This is a genomic window from Cyclobacterium sp. 10D3-21 (assembly GCF_055809755.1).
The window spans coordinates 2,810,135-2,824,853 of the sequence record NZ_CM147924.1 but is presented as its reverse complement, the minus strand read 5'-3'; the positions used below and the strand labels follow the sequence as shown (position 1 = coordinate 2,824,853).

11 protein-coding genes and 1 riboswitch are annotated in these 14,719 nt (G+C 36.7%); of the genes, 3 read left to right on the top strand and 8 right to left on the bottom strand.

The genetic code is table 11. The features are described 5' to 3' along the window. Window positions 1–15: 15 nt before the first annotated feature. Window positions 16–1,491 (bottom strand): sulfatase family protein, encoded by a 1,476-nt coding sequence (locus tag AC0L7T_RS11415; protein WP_473342764.1) that lies wholly within the window; start codon window positions 1,489–1,491, stop codon window positions 16–18. A 136-nt stretch (window positions 1,492–1,627) separates the two neighbouring features. After that, window positions 1,628–2,701, bottom strand: a complete 1,074-nt coding sequence (locus tag AC0L7T_RS11410) for a DUF4407 domain-containing protein (protein WP_473342763.1) — start codon at window positions 2,699–2,701, stop codon at window positions 1,628–1,630. A gap of 312 nt (window positions 2,702–3,013) precedes the next feature. On the opposite strand from AC0L7T_RS11410, the gene AC0L7T_RS11405 reads away from it, so the two are divergent. After that, window positions 3,014–3,664 (top strand): SGNH/GDSL hydrolase family protein, encoded by a 651-nt coding sequence (locus AC0L7T_RS11405; protein ID WP_473342762.1) that lies wholly within the window; start codon window positions 3,014–3,016, stop codon window positions 3,662–3,664. A gap of 349 nt (window positions 3,665–4,013) precedes the next feature. Next, window positions 4,014–4,118, top strand: a riboswitch (SAM riboswitch). Window positions 4,119–4,234: 116 nt separating this feature from the next. Beyond that, window positions 4,235–5,413 (top strand): O-succinylhomoserine sulfhydrylase, encoded by a 1,179-nt coding sequence (locus tag AC0L7T_RS11400; RefSeq protein WP_473342761.1) that lies wholly within the window; start codon window positions 4,235–4,237, stop codon window positions 5,411–5,413. Window positions 5,414–5,538: 125 nt separating this feature from the next. On the opposite strand, the gene AC0L7T_RS11395 is transcribed toward AC0L7T_RS11400, so the two are convergent. Then, window positions 5,539–6,849 carry an efflux RND transporter periplasmic adaptor subunit gene (locus tag AC0L7T_RS11395; protein ID WP_473342760.1) on the bottom strand — a complete coding sequence of 437 codons (1,311 nt, stop codon included), beginning with the start codon at window positions 6,847–6,849 and terminating at the stop codon, window positions 5,539–5,541. A 12-nt stretch (window positions 6,850–6,861) separates the two neighbouring features. Beyond that, on the bottom strand, window positions 6,862–8,202 hold the full coding sequence (locus AC0L7T_RS11390; RefSeq protein WP_473342759.1) for a TolC family protein: 1,341 nt from the start codon (window positions 8,200–8,202) through the stop codon (window positions 6,862–6,864). Between the two features lie 238 nt (window positions 8,203–8,440). Between AC0L7T_RS11390 and AC0L7T_RS11385 the strand changes: the two genes are divergently transcribed. After that, the gene (locus tag AC0L7T_RS11385; RefSeq protein WP_473342758.1) at window positions 8,441–9,238 is read left to right on the top strand and encodes an aminotransferase class IV; all 798 of its coding nucleotides are present in this window, start codon (window positions 8,441–8,443) and stop codon (window positions 9,236–9,238) included. A 91-nt stretch (window positions 9,239–9,329) separates the two neighbouring features. On the opposite strand, the gene AC0L7T_RS11380 is transcribed toward AC0L7T_RS11385, so the two are convergent. The 4 genes from AC0L7T_RS11380 to AC0L7T_RS11365 all read right to left on the bottom strand — a co-directional run bounded on the left by AC0L7T_RS11380 (window position 9,330) and on the right by AC0L7T_RS11365 (window position 14,678). Continuing rightward, window positions 9,330–10,124 (bottom strand): thymidylate synthase, encoded by a 795-nt coding sequence (locus AC0L7T_RS11380; RefSeq protein ID WP_473342757.1) that lies wholly within the window; start codon window positions 10,122–10,124, stop codon window positions 9,330–9,332. A gap of 13 nt (window positions 10,125–10,137) precedes the next feature. Beyond that, window positions 10,138–11,184, bottom strand: a complete 1,047-nt coding sequence (gene rfbB, locus AC0L7T_RS11375) for a dTDP-glucose 4,6-dehydratase (RefSeq protein WP_473342756.1) — start codon at window positions 11,182–11,184, stop codon at window positions 10,138–10,140. Between the two features lie 228 nt (window positions 11,185–11,412). After that, window positions 11,413–13,860: a GumC family protein gene (locus AC0L7T_RS11370; protein ID WP_473342755.1), complete on the bottom strand. Its 2,448-nt coding sequence runs from the start codon at window positions 13,858–13,860 to the stop codon at window positions 11,413–11,415. 2 nt (window positions 13,861–13,862) lie between these two features. After that, on the bottom strand, window positions 13,863–14,678 hold the full coding sequence (locus tag AC0L7T_RS11365) for a polysaccharide biosynthesis/export family protein (RefSeq protein ID WP_473342754.1): 816 nt from the start codon (window positions 14,676–14,678) through the stop codon (window positions 13,863–13,865). Window positions 14,679–14,719 lie beyond the last annotated feature (41 nt).

Genomic DNA, 14,719 nt, shown 5'->3' with positions numbered 1-14,719 from the left:
TAGCTTACCCTATTTTCACCTGTTGAGTTCAAGATAGTTTTCCATTCTTAAGCTATCCTTTCTATCGTACAAATAATTCCATTTCGTCATGTATTCGTCAGCAGGAAGAAACTCATCGTTAGTGGCCTTTAGTTTTGCATTTAAAACACCATCAAGGTGATTTTTTAATTGGCCAAATTGGGGCATGTCCACCAGGTTGTGCATTTGGTAAGGATCCTGTTCATTGTCATACAATAACCATGGTCCCAACAAATCTTTAACATAGGTATATTTTTTAGTCCTGACACCTCTGAATTCCCTCCCGCCATTCATGAACTGCCACTCATGAAAAGGTACAGGAAGCATGATCAAGGCAGCTTCATTTCCCAATTCATCTCCATCGATAAGGGCTTTTGAAAAGTCCGCTCCTTCGATAGAATTAGGTATTTCCAGATCACTTAAGCCTAATAAAGTGGGCAAAAGGTCAGGCGTATTGATAGGGTCGTAAATCTGATGTGCCCTTTTACCCAATTTGTCAGGATACCTAATAAGTAAAGGCACTTTTATGGATTCATCCCAGGGACGTTGTTTCTTTAACACTCCTTTTGACATTAGCATATCTCCATGCTCAGAGGTAAAAACAAAAATTGTATTGTCTGCAATTCCTGCTTCATCAATTGCAGCTAACAATTCACCAACCGAGTGATCCAAGGCAGTACAATGAGCATAATAATTGGCCATAACATTTCTTGCACTGTCTTCAAAATCTTCAGGAACATTAGGTCTTACCTGTATTTTTGAAGCATCATACATCTCTTTATATTCTTCTGGTGCAGTATGGTATGGGTCGTGTGGCGGCCCCCAAGACAACACCAATAAGAAAGGATTGTCCTTGTTTTTGTTAATATAACTTATGGCACTATCTGTTTGAGAAAATGCATCATACCCTTCCCAATATTGCTTTTCATTCTCCTCATCAAAATAAAAAGAGTCGTTATAATTATGGGTAACTTCCCTAACTTTCCAATAATCGAAACCTTGTCTTCTTTCTTTTGGTACAGGTTTATTTCTTGAACTAAAATGTTCCTCTCCACGCGCATGCCCGTTTAAATGCCATTTCCCAATATACCCTGTTTGGTACCCTGCCTTTTTATATATTTTGGCGATCGTCGTGGCCTCAGTAGGAAAAGGTTTGTCATTATAAAAAACCCCATGGGTCAAAGGATACTGGCCAGAAATAAAACTTCCTCTCCATGGTGCGCACACTGCCATCACAGTTACAGCGTTGTGAAACACAGCACTCTGCTGGGCAAGGCTGTCCAGGTTTGGGGTGATTACATCCTCGTTGCCTAGATAACCAATTGATTGTGCCCGCCACTGATCTGCCAAAACAAAAACCACATTTGGTGCAACAGAGGGCTTTTCAATTTTAACCTCTTCTTTTGATTGCTCCTTGCAAGAAAAGCCAAGAATAAGAAAACAGCTAAAAATCAGTGATTTATAAAAATTCATCTTTAGTGAAATTTGGGTCAAGTTGAAATTGGTGAAAATTATAGAAAAATCAATCCCCTCGACTAAAAATTTTTAAAGAATGGATAAACTATTTATAAATCACAGCATTGAATCTATTGCCTAAAGGAGAAGCAAATCATTTGTTCTGGAATAAGCCCAAATCAAAATTTCTTCGCGCGACTTTTCTTTCTGGATGGATTTCATCAAATACCTCTTTTCTTAATTCACTTTCGCTTTTCTTTTTGTACCAAAGTTCATCTGCTGATAATACTATACCAGCTTCATACAAATCCAATAAGTGATCATACGGACCTCTTTTTGCCAAAAGCTTGACCAATATTGGCGCCATTTCTATCATAATAAACAAGGCCATAATTAAGAGGTTGGCCCAATATACTGCGGTGTTTGCGTTGGTGAGTGTATCCAATGCCTGGATCCTTGCCGCCAGCCCATTATTTGAAGTCACCGATACCATTTGATAATCCAGTTCAGCAGCCATTTTTTCGTTGAGTTGGTTGATTTGATCTACTCTATCCTGAATCTTTTCCCGGTTCAAGTTTTGGGTGTATTCCAAGTCCTTTTGGGCTTGGTCCAGTTGCGTTTCTTTTTTCTCAGCATTGATTCCTATACCTGCTCTACCAGTTGTTTCGCCGGTTTTCACGCCAAACCGTTCATTGTCGTATTCTACTTGCTTTTCATTTCTAAAGGCTTCTTTGCTTTTAATTTCAGCATTTAAAGCTTCTATTTCCTCTTCCAACTTGAGTAGCTCCGGGTAACCCGCTTTTATTTCATCTTTACTTTCACTTATAGTTGACAATCGTTGTCTGTCCAGCTCCCGATTGATTTCTTTTTCAAATATTTTCAATTCTAAAGGTTTTGCAATGACTAAGGCAATCAATATTGCCAATATTAGTCTGGGAATTGCCTGTTTAAGCTCCGAAAGAAATTTTTCTCTCTTTTTAAGTGTTGAAACGATATACCTATCCAGGTTAAAAATCATCAACATCCATACAATACCAACAGCAAAAACGGCAAAAATGGATTCAAAAATGGTAAACAGGGCATAGCCTACGGATAATCCAGCAAACACAGCCGTAAATAGAACAGTCCCCCCTATTCCTATAAACTGATGAATGGAACCTGGGCACCGCTTTACCAAAGGAAGGTATGCTCCAGAACAAAATACGAGAAAGCGTTCTAATTTATTCATAAAAGGCTGGTACTTCTTTAGATTTTAAACGAAATACATTTCAAGGACACTGCCAAATATTTTCTTTCATTTAAATTTAAAACGGCTTTTTAAAAAATTATTATATTTATTTGACAATCAATACTTTAAAAAATTATTTTTAGATAAATATTGGTGTTTTATCAATTGTCTTTTCAACTCATGACAATAAAAAACCTTTTAAAAGCACAAAACAGAAAAATGTCCGGTTCAATTGTCCGATAATGATACAATCAAAATATTTTAAAATTCACATAATTAAAGTATTTTGGAACCCAAAACCCATATAAGATTATGAAAAAAAATAATTTCCTTTTAACAGCTCTTTTACTTTTTATAGGTTTGTCGGTTTTTGCACAAGATCCTGCAAGATTTAAGAACCAGGTAGCACAGATTAATAAAGATTATCCAAGCCAGAACAATTTAAATACGATAGTTTTCACTGGTAGTTCTACTATTCGAATGTGGAAAAGCCTTCAGGAAGATTTCCCAGAACACAAGGTTATAAATGCTGGGTTTGGTGGTTCTCAGTCTGCTGATTTACTTTTTTATTTAAACGAATTGGTATTAGATTATAAGCCTTCGAAGGTGTTTATTTATGAAGGTGACAATGATATCTCAGGAGGAAAATCTACAGAAGAGATTTTGGCCAATTATGATCTTATCGTTAGCAAAATTCACCAGGCACTACCAGACACAGAAATTATACTAATTAGCCCAAAACCAAGTGTTTCCAGATGGGAATTAGTTGATAAGTACCTTGAATTAAACAAAAATCTAAAAAAATCAACCAAGGGTAAAAAATACTTGAAATATGCAGATTTATGGAAGCCTATGCTTAACAAGGACAAAGAACCTATGAAGGACATCTTCCTTGAAGACAACCTCCATATGAATGCAAAAGGCTATGCCATTTGGGCCAAAACGATCAAGAAGTTTCTGTAAACCACTTGCCAATATTAAGTCAAATTAGTCAAACGTAAACATCGCATGCTATAAATTGATTGTCAATAAGAAATACTTTCTTATTTAACCTCAAGATGGTTTACTCCGCTATATTTAGCCCGAAATAGGTAAACAACTGCCTAATTCGGGCTAAATTTATTTCTGGCGTTATAGCATTCTCATTCCTTAAAGGCTTAAGTAAAAAAAACATAAAACAGAATGGCGGCCTATTTGTTCCAGTTAATAGTATACAATTCTTTCAAAAGGTCTCGTAAGCCAATATAAAAAACAAGTGAGATTTGGAAAATAGCCGTGTCATTCCTTTATTTGCATTGAATTTCAGGAAACTGATTTATATAGAAGAGGCGAGAGATCAGGCTCTGTGAACCTCTGGCAACCTTCCGAACCAAGGAAAGGTGCCAATACCTGCCCATTAAATAGGGAACGATAAATTAGAAAATATGACAGCACTTACATTCTCCTTCTTTATCTACCTCGTTTATTTTCACTATTCAGCTATTTCGCCGAATGGGTTATATTCATGTATCTACGGTAAGAAAAATTTCTTTTATGGATTATAAAAATTTTGAAACACAAGCAGTAAGAATAGCTGCCTCTTCCTCAAATCAGAGAGAACATTCCGCTCCTATTTACCTTAGTTCCAGTTTCGTATTTGATTCTGCAGAACAAGCCAGGCAAATGTTTGCAGATGAAATTGAAGGAAATATATATTCCAGGTATGCCAATCCGAATACCAGTGATTTAATAGAAAAGGTATGTGCTGCAGAAGGCACTGAAAGTGGTGTTACAACTGCTTCTGGAATGGCTGCAATGTTTGGTAGTATGGCATCATTGTTAAGGCAGGGAGACCATATTCTTGCCTCCAGGTCATTGTTCGGATCTACGCACCAACTTTTAACGCGCATATTTCCTAAGTGGGGAATTTCGCATACCTACGGTGACATATCAGATATTGATCAGTGGGAGCAACTGGTACAACCTAATACTAAGATGTTGTTTATCGAAACCCCATCCAACCCGGGTTTGGAAATTATTGATTTGGAATATATTGCAAAATTTGCAAATGCACATAACCTCGTTCTGGTTGTGGACAATTGCTTTGCTACTCCTTACCTTCAGCAGCCAGCAAAATGGGGAGCGCATATTGTCACCCACAGTGCTACTAAATTCATTGACGGACAAGGACGGGTTTTAGGAGGGCTCATCTTAGGGAAAAAGGAGCTGATAGACGAAGTTCAGTTTTTTATGCGACATACCGGACCATCATTGTCCCCTTTTAATGCCTGGATATTGTCCAAGAGCATGGAGACTTTGGCCGTTAGAATGGACAGACATTGTGAAAGTGCGCTTAAAATCGCCCAGTATTTTGAAGGAAACAAAGAAGTGGAAGTGGTGAAATATCCATTTTTAGCCTCCCATCCACAATTCGACCTCGCTAAAAAACAAATGAAACATGGCGGAGGAATTATCACCTTAACCTTAAAAGGGGGATTAGCCAGAGCTAAAAAGTTTATTGATCAATTACAGATGATCTCTGTCACTGCAAACCTTGGAGATACCCGTAGCATTGTCACCCATCCTGCTTCTACCACACACAGCAAACTTACCCAAGAGGAAAGAGAAAAAGTGGGTATTTTAAATGGATTGGTCAGGCTATCTGTAGGACTGGAACATGTAGACGACATTATTCTTGATATAGAAAGCGCATTGGAGAAATCCAAAAGCTAAAAAGCAGGTTTACAAAATTCCAGGTAGAATTTATGTAAACCTGCTTTTTTAGAAGTATTAAACTTCAACTCAAACCAACAATATGCAATGGATCTCTCCTATTGCATATTGTTGGTTAATAAGGATTATTTTTTATTGTCAGGACCTTCCGGTACTGCAATCGTTACTTCCTTTTCATTTTCAAGTTGGGTACTGACAACAAAATAAGGACCTGTTATCACTTCTTGCCCTTCTTCTAATCCCTCCAGAATTTCGATATTCTCAAAATCAGAAATCCCTGTTTTTACTTCCTGCACTTCAGCCTTATCCCCTTTTTTCAAAAACACCAATTCCTTCATATTTCCCTTGCCATCACCGGATTCAATAACCTGACCCGTTCGAACAGTTACAGCAGCAAGTGGAATGGCCAAAATGCCTACTTTTTTATCTGTGATTATTTCCACGCTGGCAGTCATTCCTGGCCGGAAAGGAAATGGATTCCCTTTACTGACGAGGTCTTTATAAGAATCATTTATAATCCGGATACGTACTTCAAATTCTGTAACCGCATCAGTGCTGACTTTTTCATTGGCTGAATTGGCAATGGCTGTAACTACTCCGGTGAATTTTTTACCAGTAGAAGAATAAGAATCCACTTCTATCAAAGTGGTATCTCCCATGCTTATTCGAACGATATCATTCTCATTTACATTTACCCTCACCTCCATTTTTGACAAATCGGCAATCCTTAACATTTCTGTTCCAGCCATTTGAGCCGTTCCTACTACTCGCTCTCCTTTTTCTACAAGAAGGTTAGAAACAATCCCATCTGTCGGTGAATAAACATTGGTCAACCTTAGGTTTTCACTCGCTTCATCCACAGATGCTTTTGCACTTTTTACAATAAACTCTGATGCAATGACGGATTGTTTGGCTGCTTCAAGGTCATTCTCACCAGTAAGGAAATCCGCCTTTATTTGTTCAAAATCAGCATCAGAAATAACTTTGTCATTGTACAAAGAGAGATTTCTGTCATAATTGAGCTTCGACCTATTAAATTGCGCTTCAGCACGTTTCAAACTCGCCCTTGATTGGGCTAAATTTGCCATTTGTTGGTTTAAATTGGCCTGTGCCCTATCAAGGGCTGAAATGAAATTATCAGGTCTGATTTTAACCAATAAATCACCTATTTTTACAGAATCCCCTTCATTTACATTTAATTCTATAATTTCCCCTGCAACATCCGGGCTCATTTTTACTTCAATTTCAGGCTGAACTACACCCGAAGCACTTACCTTTTCTACGATGTCTTTTTTATCTACCTTACCTATTTGTACCTCTAGTGGTTTCTCTCCTCCTATCCATCCTGCCTGCCTGCCAACGACCATCCCTATTACTAAGAGAACAACTACTCCCAATAAAATGTAAATTAATTTATTTGACTTTTTCTTGGCCATTTTTCTAAACTATTAAAGTGTAAGTGGATTCCCTAAATAAAAATCCAGAACCTTAACGCTAAAAACAAACTGGTACTTTGCGGTGACCAAATCTGCTTCTGCATTGAATAAATTATTTTGTGCAACTTGAAAATCAACAGCATTGATTGCCCCAACTTCAAAACGCTGTTGGGCCATTCTGAAGGATTCACCAAGAGCCTCTACCCTTATCAATGAACTTCTGTAAGATTGTTCGGCCGCTGACGCTGAGGTGAAGGCTGATTCTATATCCTGTCTCAAAACATTCTTTGCTTCTACTTCCTGAATTTCGCTCAAACGTTTCTGTACCCTTGCCCTTTGAACACTTGCCTTGTTTCGGAAATTGGAGAAAACAGGAATGTTCAAACCTATATTTGCAGACTGAGATAGGTTGTTTTCAAATTGTTGTAACAGTGGATCTGGAGTCATAAACGTACTTTGATCAACATAATTTGAAAACACATTGGCACTAAGATTTAAACTGGGTGCAAAGCTCCCTTTAGCTATTCTAACTCCATATTCTGCACTTTTTACGGCCAATTCAGCTGCCTTTATCTGAGGTAATCTACCTTCTGCAATTGAATAAACTTCCCCTACACCAACACTACCTATTTCTAATCCATCTATCCCTACCTCAGGAATTATAATGCCAAATGAATCATCAAATGGTATTTGAAGCGCCTGAGACAAATTTAATTTCGCTATTCTTAAATTGTTTTCAGCATTAATCACTTCCAACTCATTGGTCGCTTTCTGGGCTTCCAAATCCAACTGATCGGCTTTTGGTAAAGCCCCTGCTGCTACCAAGCTTTTTGTTCTTGCCAACTGATCCGTGCTTGTCTTTAATTGAGACTTTGCAATGTTCAATTGCTCCATGGAAAAGGCAATGTTTATAAATAAATTGATCGCATTTAAAGTGATATTATTCCTTGTGGTCTCTACATTTAGCCGGCTAACTTCCACATTTAATTTGGATTGTTGTATGCTGTTTCGCACCCTGCCTCCAGAATAAATAGGTAAACTTGAATTGCCGGAAATATTAACGTTTCCAATTCTTCTACTCTCAAAATCATTGGTAACTGGGTTGATAGATCTACCCCAGCGAAAACCTGAACTAGCACCCATAGAAAATGAAGGCAACATCTGTCCCTTTGATTCCATTAGGGTCGCTTCTGAACTAATCAGGTTCATTTCAGACCTTTTTAAATTTAGATTATTTTCCAATGCTATTGCTACACTTTGCTCTAAAGTCAATTTACCCGAATTATCCTGGGAAAATGCAACCGGTAAGAGCCCAGTAACCAATAACAATAGCAGTAAAATATGCTTTCTCATGAACTTTGGTATTTTATCAATTTTCCAATTAAAAAGTTTATGTTTTTCATCGAGACCTTTCGAAACCTAAATAAACCTGCTTTTATTATGCAAATCAAGTGCTAGTTAGTCATTTACTTTCAAGTTTAAACCTTTCTCTTTAAAAACCAGCTATGAATGGGTATATTTAATTAATTTTAATTTTAAATATTAAGTTAAAATTATAAGTGTTCGATTATGGACATATTACTGTACAAAAATGAGACAGTTTTTCAAAAATAAAACGAGTAGCTTTAGTGAGGTTAGGGAATTACCATTAAACAGAGCACTTCTTTTTGGAGACGGTTTATTTGAAACCATGGTGTTCACCAATGGACATTTTAGATTTCATAAAGATCACCAGGAAAGGGTTAACATGGGGCTCAATATATTACGAATTGAGTCCATTCCGGATCTTCAAGATGTCAAACAATTGCTCAAAATTACCTATGGTGAAAATGCTACCTTGCGAGTGCGCTGGAACATCTTTAGATCGGGTATTGGGAAATACAGTCCAATGGAAAACAATCATTTTGAACATTTGATGGTTACTGATTTTCAGTCTTCACCAGCAGTTAAAAACAATGCCTATATTAGCCAGTCCATTCAAGTCAATGCCTCTCCATGGGCAGGGACAAAAACCTTAAATGCACTTACCTATGTATTGGCTAATATAGAACGCCTGGATAGAGGCATGGATGATGTAATCCTCTTAGACGACAAGGGCAATGTTTCGGAAGGGGGCAGTGCTAATATTTTCTGGGTAAAAAACAACTATTACTTTACCCCCTCCTTACAGACAAATTGCATTGCAGGTATTGCCCGAAAGCAAATCCTGGAGCAACTCAAAAACAAGGGTTTCGCTTGCAAAGCTGGGATTTTCACAGCAAAGGATTTAATGGATGCAGACCAGGTATTTGTAAGCAACGTTACGGGAATAAGTTACTTGCTTAATATCGATGGTAAAACTTTCGACACAAGCCCTGAACCTGCACTCCTTTCCCTTTTTGAAATCTGATTCCTTTTTTAAGCAAATTATACGGTTACCCAATTCCCCAAAATTTGCAAAGCCTCTCTATTATGTAAAGAAGCCACTTGCATAATCCAAGTTATACTGAGACCTCAGCTTTGATCCGTGGATGAGGATCATAATTTAGCAGTTCGATGTCTTCATATTTAAATGAAAAGATGTCCTTTACCTCTGGGTTTAACTTTAGTTGCGGTAAAGGTCTGCATTCTCTGCTTAGTTGAAGCCTGGCTTGATCCAAATGGTTATTGTAAAGATGGGCGTCTCCCAAGGTATGAATAAATTCACCTGGTTCTAGCTCACATACTTGCGCTACCATGGCTAAAAATAGCGCATAGGAAGCAATATTAAAGGGGACCCCTAGAAACACATCTGCACTGCGTTGGTACAATTGACAAGACAATTTGCCATCAGCCACATAAAACTGGAACATTAAATGGCAAGGAGGCAAAGCCATTTGATCTACATCTGCTACATTCCAAGCGCTAACGAGAAGGCGTCTTGAATTGGGGTTTTTCTTGATTTGATCGATTAGATTTTTAATCTGGTCAATCTCTCCTCCTTTACCATCAGGCCAATGCCTCCATTGGTAACCATAAACTGGTCCCAGGTCGCCTTTTTCATTGGCCCACTCATCCCAAATAGACACTTTGTTGTCTTTGAGATATTGGATATTGGTATCACCAGCTAAGAACCAAAGCAATTCATGGAAAATCGAACGGGTATGGCATTTTTTAGTGGTGACCAAAGGAAAGCCTTTAGACAAATCATACCGCATTTGGTACCCAAAAACACTCAATGTGCCAGTTCCTGTTCGATCTCCTTTTTTGATACCATGGTCCAATATATGTTGTAATAACTGATGGTATTGTTGCATAATGTATTGCTTTTTAACTGTAACGCTCTTGGTAATATTTTTGATAGTCACCGGAAGTAACTCCATCTAACCATTCCTCATTTTCCAGGTACCAATCTACGGTTTTCTCAATCCCTATTTCAAAGGTTAGACTAGGTTTCCATCCTAGTTCTTTGTTGATTTTATCTGCATCAATTGCGTACCGTTGGTCATGTCCTGCACGGTCTTTTACAAAGGTAATTAATTGTTCTGATGCACCTTTATCTCTACCAAGTTTTCGGTCCATGATTTCACAGAGCAGCTTTACGATGTCAATGTTTTTCCATTCGTTAAATCCACCAATATTGTAGGTCTCTCCAGTTTTTCCTTTGTGAAAAACCATGTCAATGGCTATGGCGTGATCTAATACAAACAACCAATCTCTAATATTATCACCTTTACCATAGACTGGCAAGGGTTTATTTTGCTTGATATTGTGAATACAAAGCGGGATTAATTTTTCAGGGAATTGATTAGGACCATAATTGTTTGAGCAATTTGATATCACGGTTTTCAAACCATAAGTATTGGCATATGCTCTCACAAAATGGTCTGAGGCAGCCTTAGAGGAGGAATAAGGAGACTGAGGGTCATAAGGTGTGGTTTCAAGAAAAAAACCACCATCATCAAGAGATCCGTAAACCTCGTCAGTAGAGACATGATAAAAGAGATGGTTCTTTAAATCTTTCCAATGGTTCTTAGCGGTGTTCAAAAGATTGACCGTTCCCATGACATTCGTTTTTACAAATGCCAATGGATCAGTAATCGATCTGTCCACATGAGATTCAGCTGCCAAATGGATGACATCTGTAATTTGATAATCATTAAAAACCTCCTTTAATAGCTCTTCATCATTTATATCTACTTTTGCAAAGGCATAATTTTTCTCCCCTTCAACGTCTTTTAAATTCTCCAAATTACCTGCATAGGTCAGGCAATCTAGGTTAACTATCCTGTAATTGGGGTATTTTTTTACAAAAAGTCTTACAACATGAGAACCTATAAAACCAGCACCTCCGGTGATCAATATTGATTTTTCCATAATCCAAAATTTTAAAATAAAATGAGTTTATAAAAGTATAAGTTTAACCTTAAATCGGTGATTTCAATTTTTTAATGGGTTGAAATTACTACACAATCGATTTTACATATTTTTTCCTAATCAAAGGAAAGTTGCTTTAATATTGACTTCGAATTACCTGAAACCAATTAATCAGCAACCTTCACCATAAATTCGATAGTCACTAAGAGGTTTAAAAACGACCTCTAATTAAACCTTAAATTTTGCGAGAAATTTTGCCAGCCAACTTGTTTTGAATTTCTTCTCCTCTGCATAATAACCGTCACCATAGCTATTCTTCATCATATAAGAATAATTGTAGCCATATCCATAATTATACCCACCAAAGTCATAAGTATCTCCTCCACCTTTAAGACCATTAAAAATAGCATAAAAATTTCTCACCTGATCATTTGAGTAGAGGTCATTGATCATTAATAAATGATTTTTATGGGTAAAATCATGCCTTACTATATAGAGGTTGACATCCGAAAAACGTAGTAAATCCATGGTTTCTGACACCAATCCTACAGGAGGGCAATCCATAATTATGATGTCGAAGTCTCGCTCTAATTGCTCTAAAAATTCTCCCATTTTATCTTTCAACAACAATTCTGCCGGATTAGGAGGGACAGCCCCTGAAGGCACCGCATACAGGTTTTCATATTGTGTTTTAAGGATAATTTCGTCAGCTGAATCTTTATCAACTAAAAATGTAGAAAGTCCCTTTTTATTCGATACTCCTAGGTACTTGGCAAGTTTAGGTTTTCTAAGATCAAGTCCAATAATACAGGTTTTTTTTCCACTCAATGCCATTGCTGATGCCAAATTCAAGCTTATATAGGTTTTACCTTCACCTGAAATACTGGATGTCACCAAAATCTTTTTGCATTTCTTTTCACTGGCGATATAGAAAAGCGCAGAACGAAGAGACCTAAACGATTCAGAAGCAAGTGACCGGGGATGTTCTGCAACTAGTAAGTTGGTGTTTTTATCACTAAATCCAATGGTACCTAGCATAGGGATTCTCAACAGGTTTTTTAGCTGTATTTGATCCATTACCCTATTGTTTAGATAATGGAATAAAACTAAAAATCCAAAAGGAAGAAAAAATCCCAGACCAATTGCATAAGTATAATTTTGCGTTTTTTTAGGGTAAATTAGCGTTCCTCTTTTCGCATAATCCACGATACTGTTGTCCGGCACATTTGAAGCTTTCGCTATTCCAGCTTCTGCCCTTTTCTCAAGTAAATAGGTATACAAATTTTCCCTTAACTTAAATTCTCTTAATATATTGGTATAATCCGACTCTGCCTTAGGAAGATTGGAAAACTGTTTGTCAAAAGAATATAATTTCTTTTGATTTTCCTTCTTTTTATTTACCGTATTTGAAATAAGATTCTGGATATTCTCAAAAATATTTTCTTTCAATCGTTCAATTTGCTGATCTAAAACTTTTACATCTGGATGTGTCTCTTTGACTATAGAAAGCAACTTTCGCCTTTCCAATGAAAGTTCTACCAATGACATCGTCATGTCATTAAAAAGTCCATCACCTATTCCAACAATAGAGGGGGCTACAATTTCTTCAAATGAATCCGTTTTAGAGATCAGGTAATTTTTTAAAGTATTGTAATAGGCCAATTCAAAATCAATGGCTTGGATATTTGCTTCCAAAACCTGAATATTATTTAGCACCCCGCCAAATTCTGCATTCACATCCAACATTCTATTTTGCACTTTAAAACGTTGTAAACTTCCCTCCGCAGACTTTAAGGAATCCTCAACAATATAAAGTTGTTCTTCGATAAACTTCAAAGCATTTTCTGAGATTAGATTTTTTTCTTTTAGGTCGTATTCAAGAAAAGCATCCATTAATGCATTGATATAATCACTCCCCTTTTCTTCAATTTTAGTAATCGTACTAATTTCCAGCACCGTTCCATAATTGACAAGTGGCTTTACTTGAACAGCATTAGAATAACGGTCTATTAGTGAAGATGGGGCATGAAGCAAGAACTCATAAGTGTCATATTGTCGGGAATTGTTTTGTAAAAAAATTTTAAACTTAGCATTTTCACCAATAATCTCTTCCCCAAATTTTAAATCTTTTCTGAATATGTCTCTGTCTTCTTCCACGTATCTGTAACTCATAAATAAGTTATCTAAAAACATGTTTTCTCCGGGAAGTAATCTAAAGGTAGAATCAGTAAGAATATTAATTCTAATTTTTCTATTGGTAATTTGTGGGTAGTCCCAATCTACATCTACTTTTATGGGACTATTTTTATACAATTCAATTTCTTTAATGTTGGTAGAAGCAAAATAACTAACATCAAAGTGCAATTTATCCAAGGCTTCAGAGGTCAGGTTTTTGGAAGAAAAAAGCAATATATCATTTGTAAGATTCTCCCCTCCTGAAAAAATATTTGACCTGTCCAGAATTCTAACTTCAGGTGCAGCATTACTTTTAATCATAACACTACCTTTTACCTCAAACTTTTCCATGGTATATCGGTGGAAAAGGAAGACAGCAATCAGCCCGATCAAAATACAAATTAAATACAAAGGCCAATACCTGAAGTATTTGATAAGGTAATATTTAATATCAATGGGCTTCTCCTGTTCGTCAAACTTCGATAGATCTAGATTCTCCATAATTAAAAAAGTCCTGAGGTAATTCCATAGACAAACATCATTGCAGTAATAATGGATATACCTAACTGTAAGCTGGCGGTTAAATTCTCTCCTGAACCAATTTGCCTGATTTGCATAGGTTGCAAATATAAAATGTCATTGGGCTGAATAAAATAATAGGGAGAAGCCAAGAGTCGCCTGTCATTGAGGTTAATTTGATGAATTTTTGTTCCTCCATCATATTGCCTGATCAAAAACAATTCATTCTTCCTGGCTAAAATGCTTGACTCTCCAGCCATGGAAATAGCGTCAAAAATTGTAGCTCGGTTTTTCAAAAGAATTTTGGTCCCTACACTATTAAACTCTCCCATAGTCGTAAACCTAATGCCACCGATCCGAAGTTTTACTTGTACTTCGTCTTTAAAATAAAAATTGATTGCTTCCTGAACTTTATCTCTGGCCTGAATTTCAGATAATCCGGAAATTTTGATCGGATCTAAATTTGGTATTTGAATGTATCCATCCTTATCTATTGAGTATCCGGAAAAATAAAAGATATCCATATTACCTCCTGAACTTCCGCTTCTACCTGAACTTGCGGACTTAGCTCCCTGAAACTCAAAGGCCCTAAGTAATTCCTGATTGGGAGACGCAAAATCCACATCTATGATGTCGTGGGGTTGTAAAATGTACTCATAATCTACCTCTGCATATGGAATAAATTCATCAAGTCCTATAGGCTCATTCCCTTTCAAATTCTGAAGGTAATTTATTCGCTTATTACTTATACAGGAAGTAATTAAAACAAAAATCAAAACCGGTAATACCAGTCTTCTCATATAAAAATAATTTGTAATCACCTTCAAAATTAATTAAATAT

Bases quoted from the DNA above. Each gene is read 5' to 3' on its own strand.
- AC0L7T_RS11415 (WP_473342764.1), bottom strand. From the start codon at position 1,491: ATGAATTTTTATAAATCACTGATTTTTAGCTGTTTTCTTATTCTTGGC.
- AC0L7T_RS11410 (WP_473342763.1), bottom strand. From the start codon at position 2,701: ATGAATAAATTAGAACGCTTTCTCGTATTTTGTTCTGGAGCATACCTT.
- AC0L7T_RS11405 (WP_473342762.1), top strand. From the start codon at position 3,014: ATGAAAAAAAATAATTTCCTTTTAACAGCTCTTTTACTTTTTATAGGT.
- AC0L7T_RS11400 (WP_473342761.1), top strand. From the start codon at position 4,235: ATGGATTATAAAAATTTTGAAACACAAGCAGTAAGAATAGCTGCCTCT.
- AC0L7T_RS11395 (WP_473342760.1), bottom strand. From the start codon at position 6,849: ATGGCCAAGAAAAAGTCAAATAAATTAATTTACATTTTATTGGGAGTA.
- AC0L7T_RS11390 (WP_473342759.1), bottom strand. From the start codon at position 8,202: ATGAGAAAGCATATTTTACTGCTATTGTTATTGGTTACTGGGCTCTTA.
- AC0L7T_RS11385 (WP_473342758.1), top strand. From the start codon at position 8,441: ATGAGACAGTTTTTCAAAAATAAAACGAGTAGCTTTAGTGAGGTTAGG.
- AC0L7T_RS11380 (WP_473342757.1), bottom strand. From the start codon at position 10,124: ATGCAACAATACCATCAGTTATTACAACATATATTGGACCATGGTATC.
- rfbB (WP_473342756.1), bottom strand. From the start codon at position 11,184: ATGGAAAAATCAATATTGATCACCGGAGGTGCTGGTTTTATAGGTTCT.
- AC0L7T_RS11370 (WP_473342755.1), bottom strand. From the start codon at position 13,860: ATGGAGAATCTAGATCTATCGAAGTTTGACGAACAGGAGAAGCCCATT.
- AC0L7T_RS11365 (WP_473342754.1), bottom strand. From the start codon at position 14,678: ATGAGAAGACTGGTATTACCGGTTTTGATTTTTGTTTTAATTACTTCC.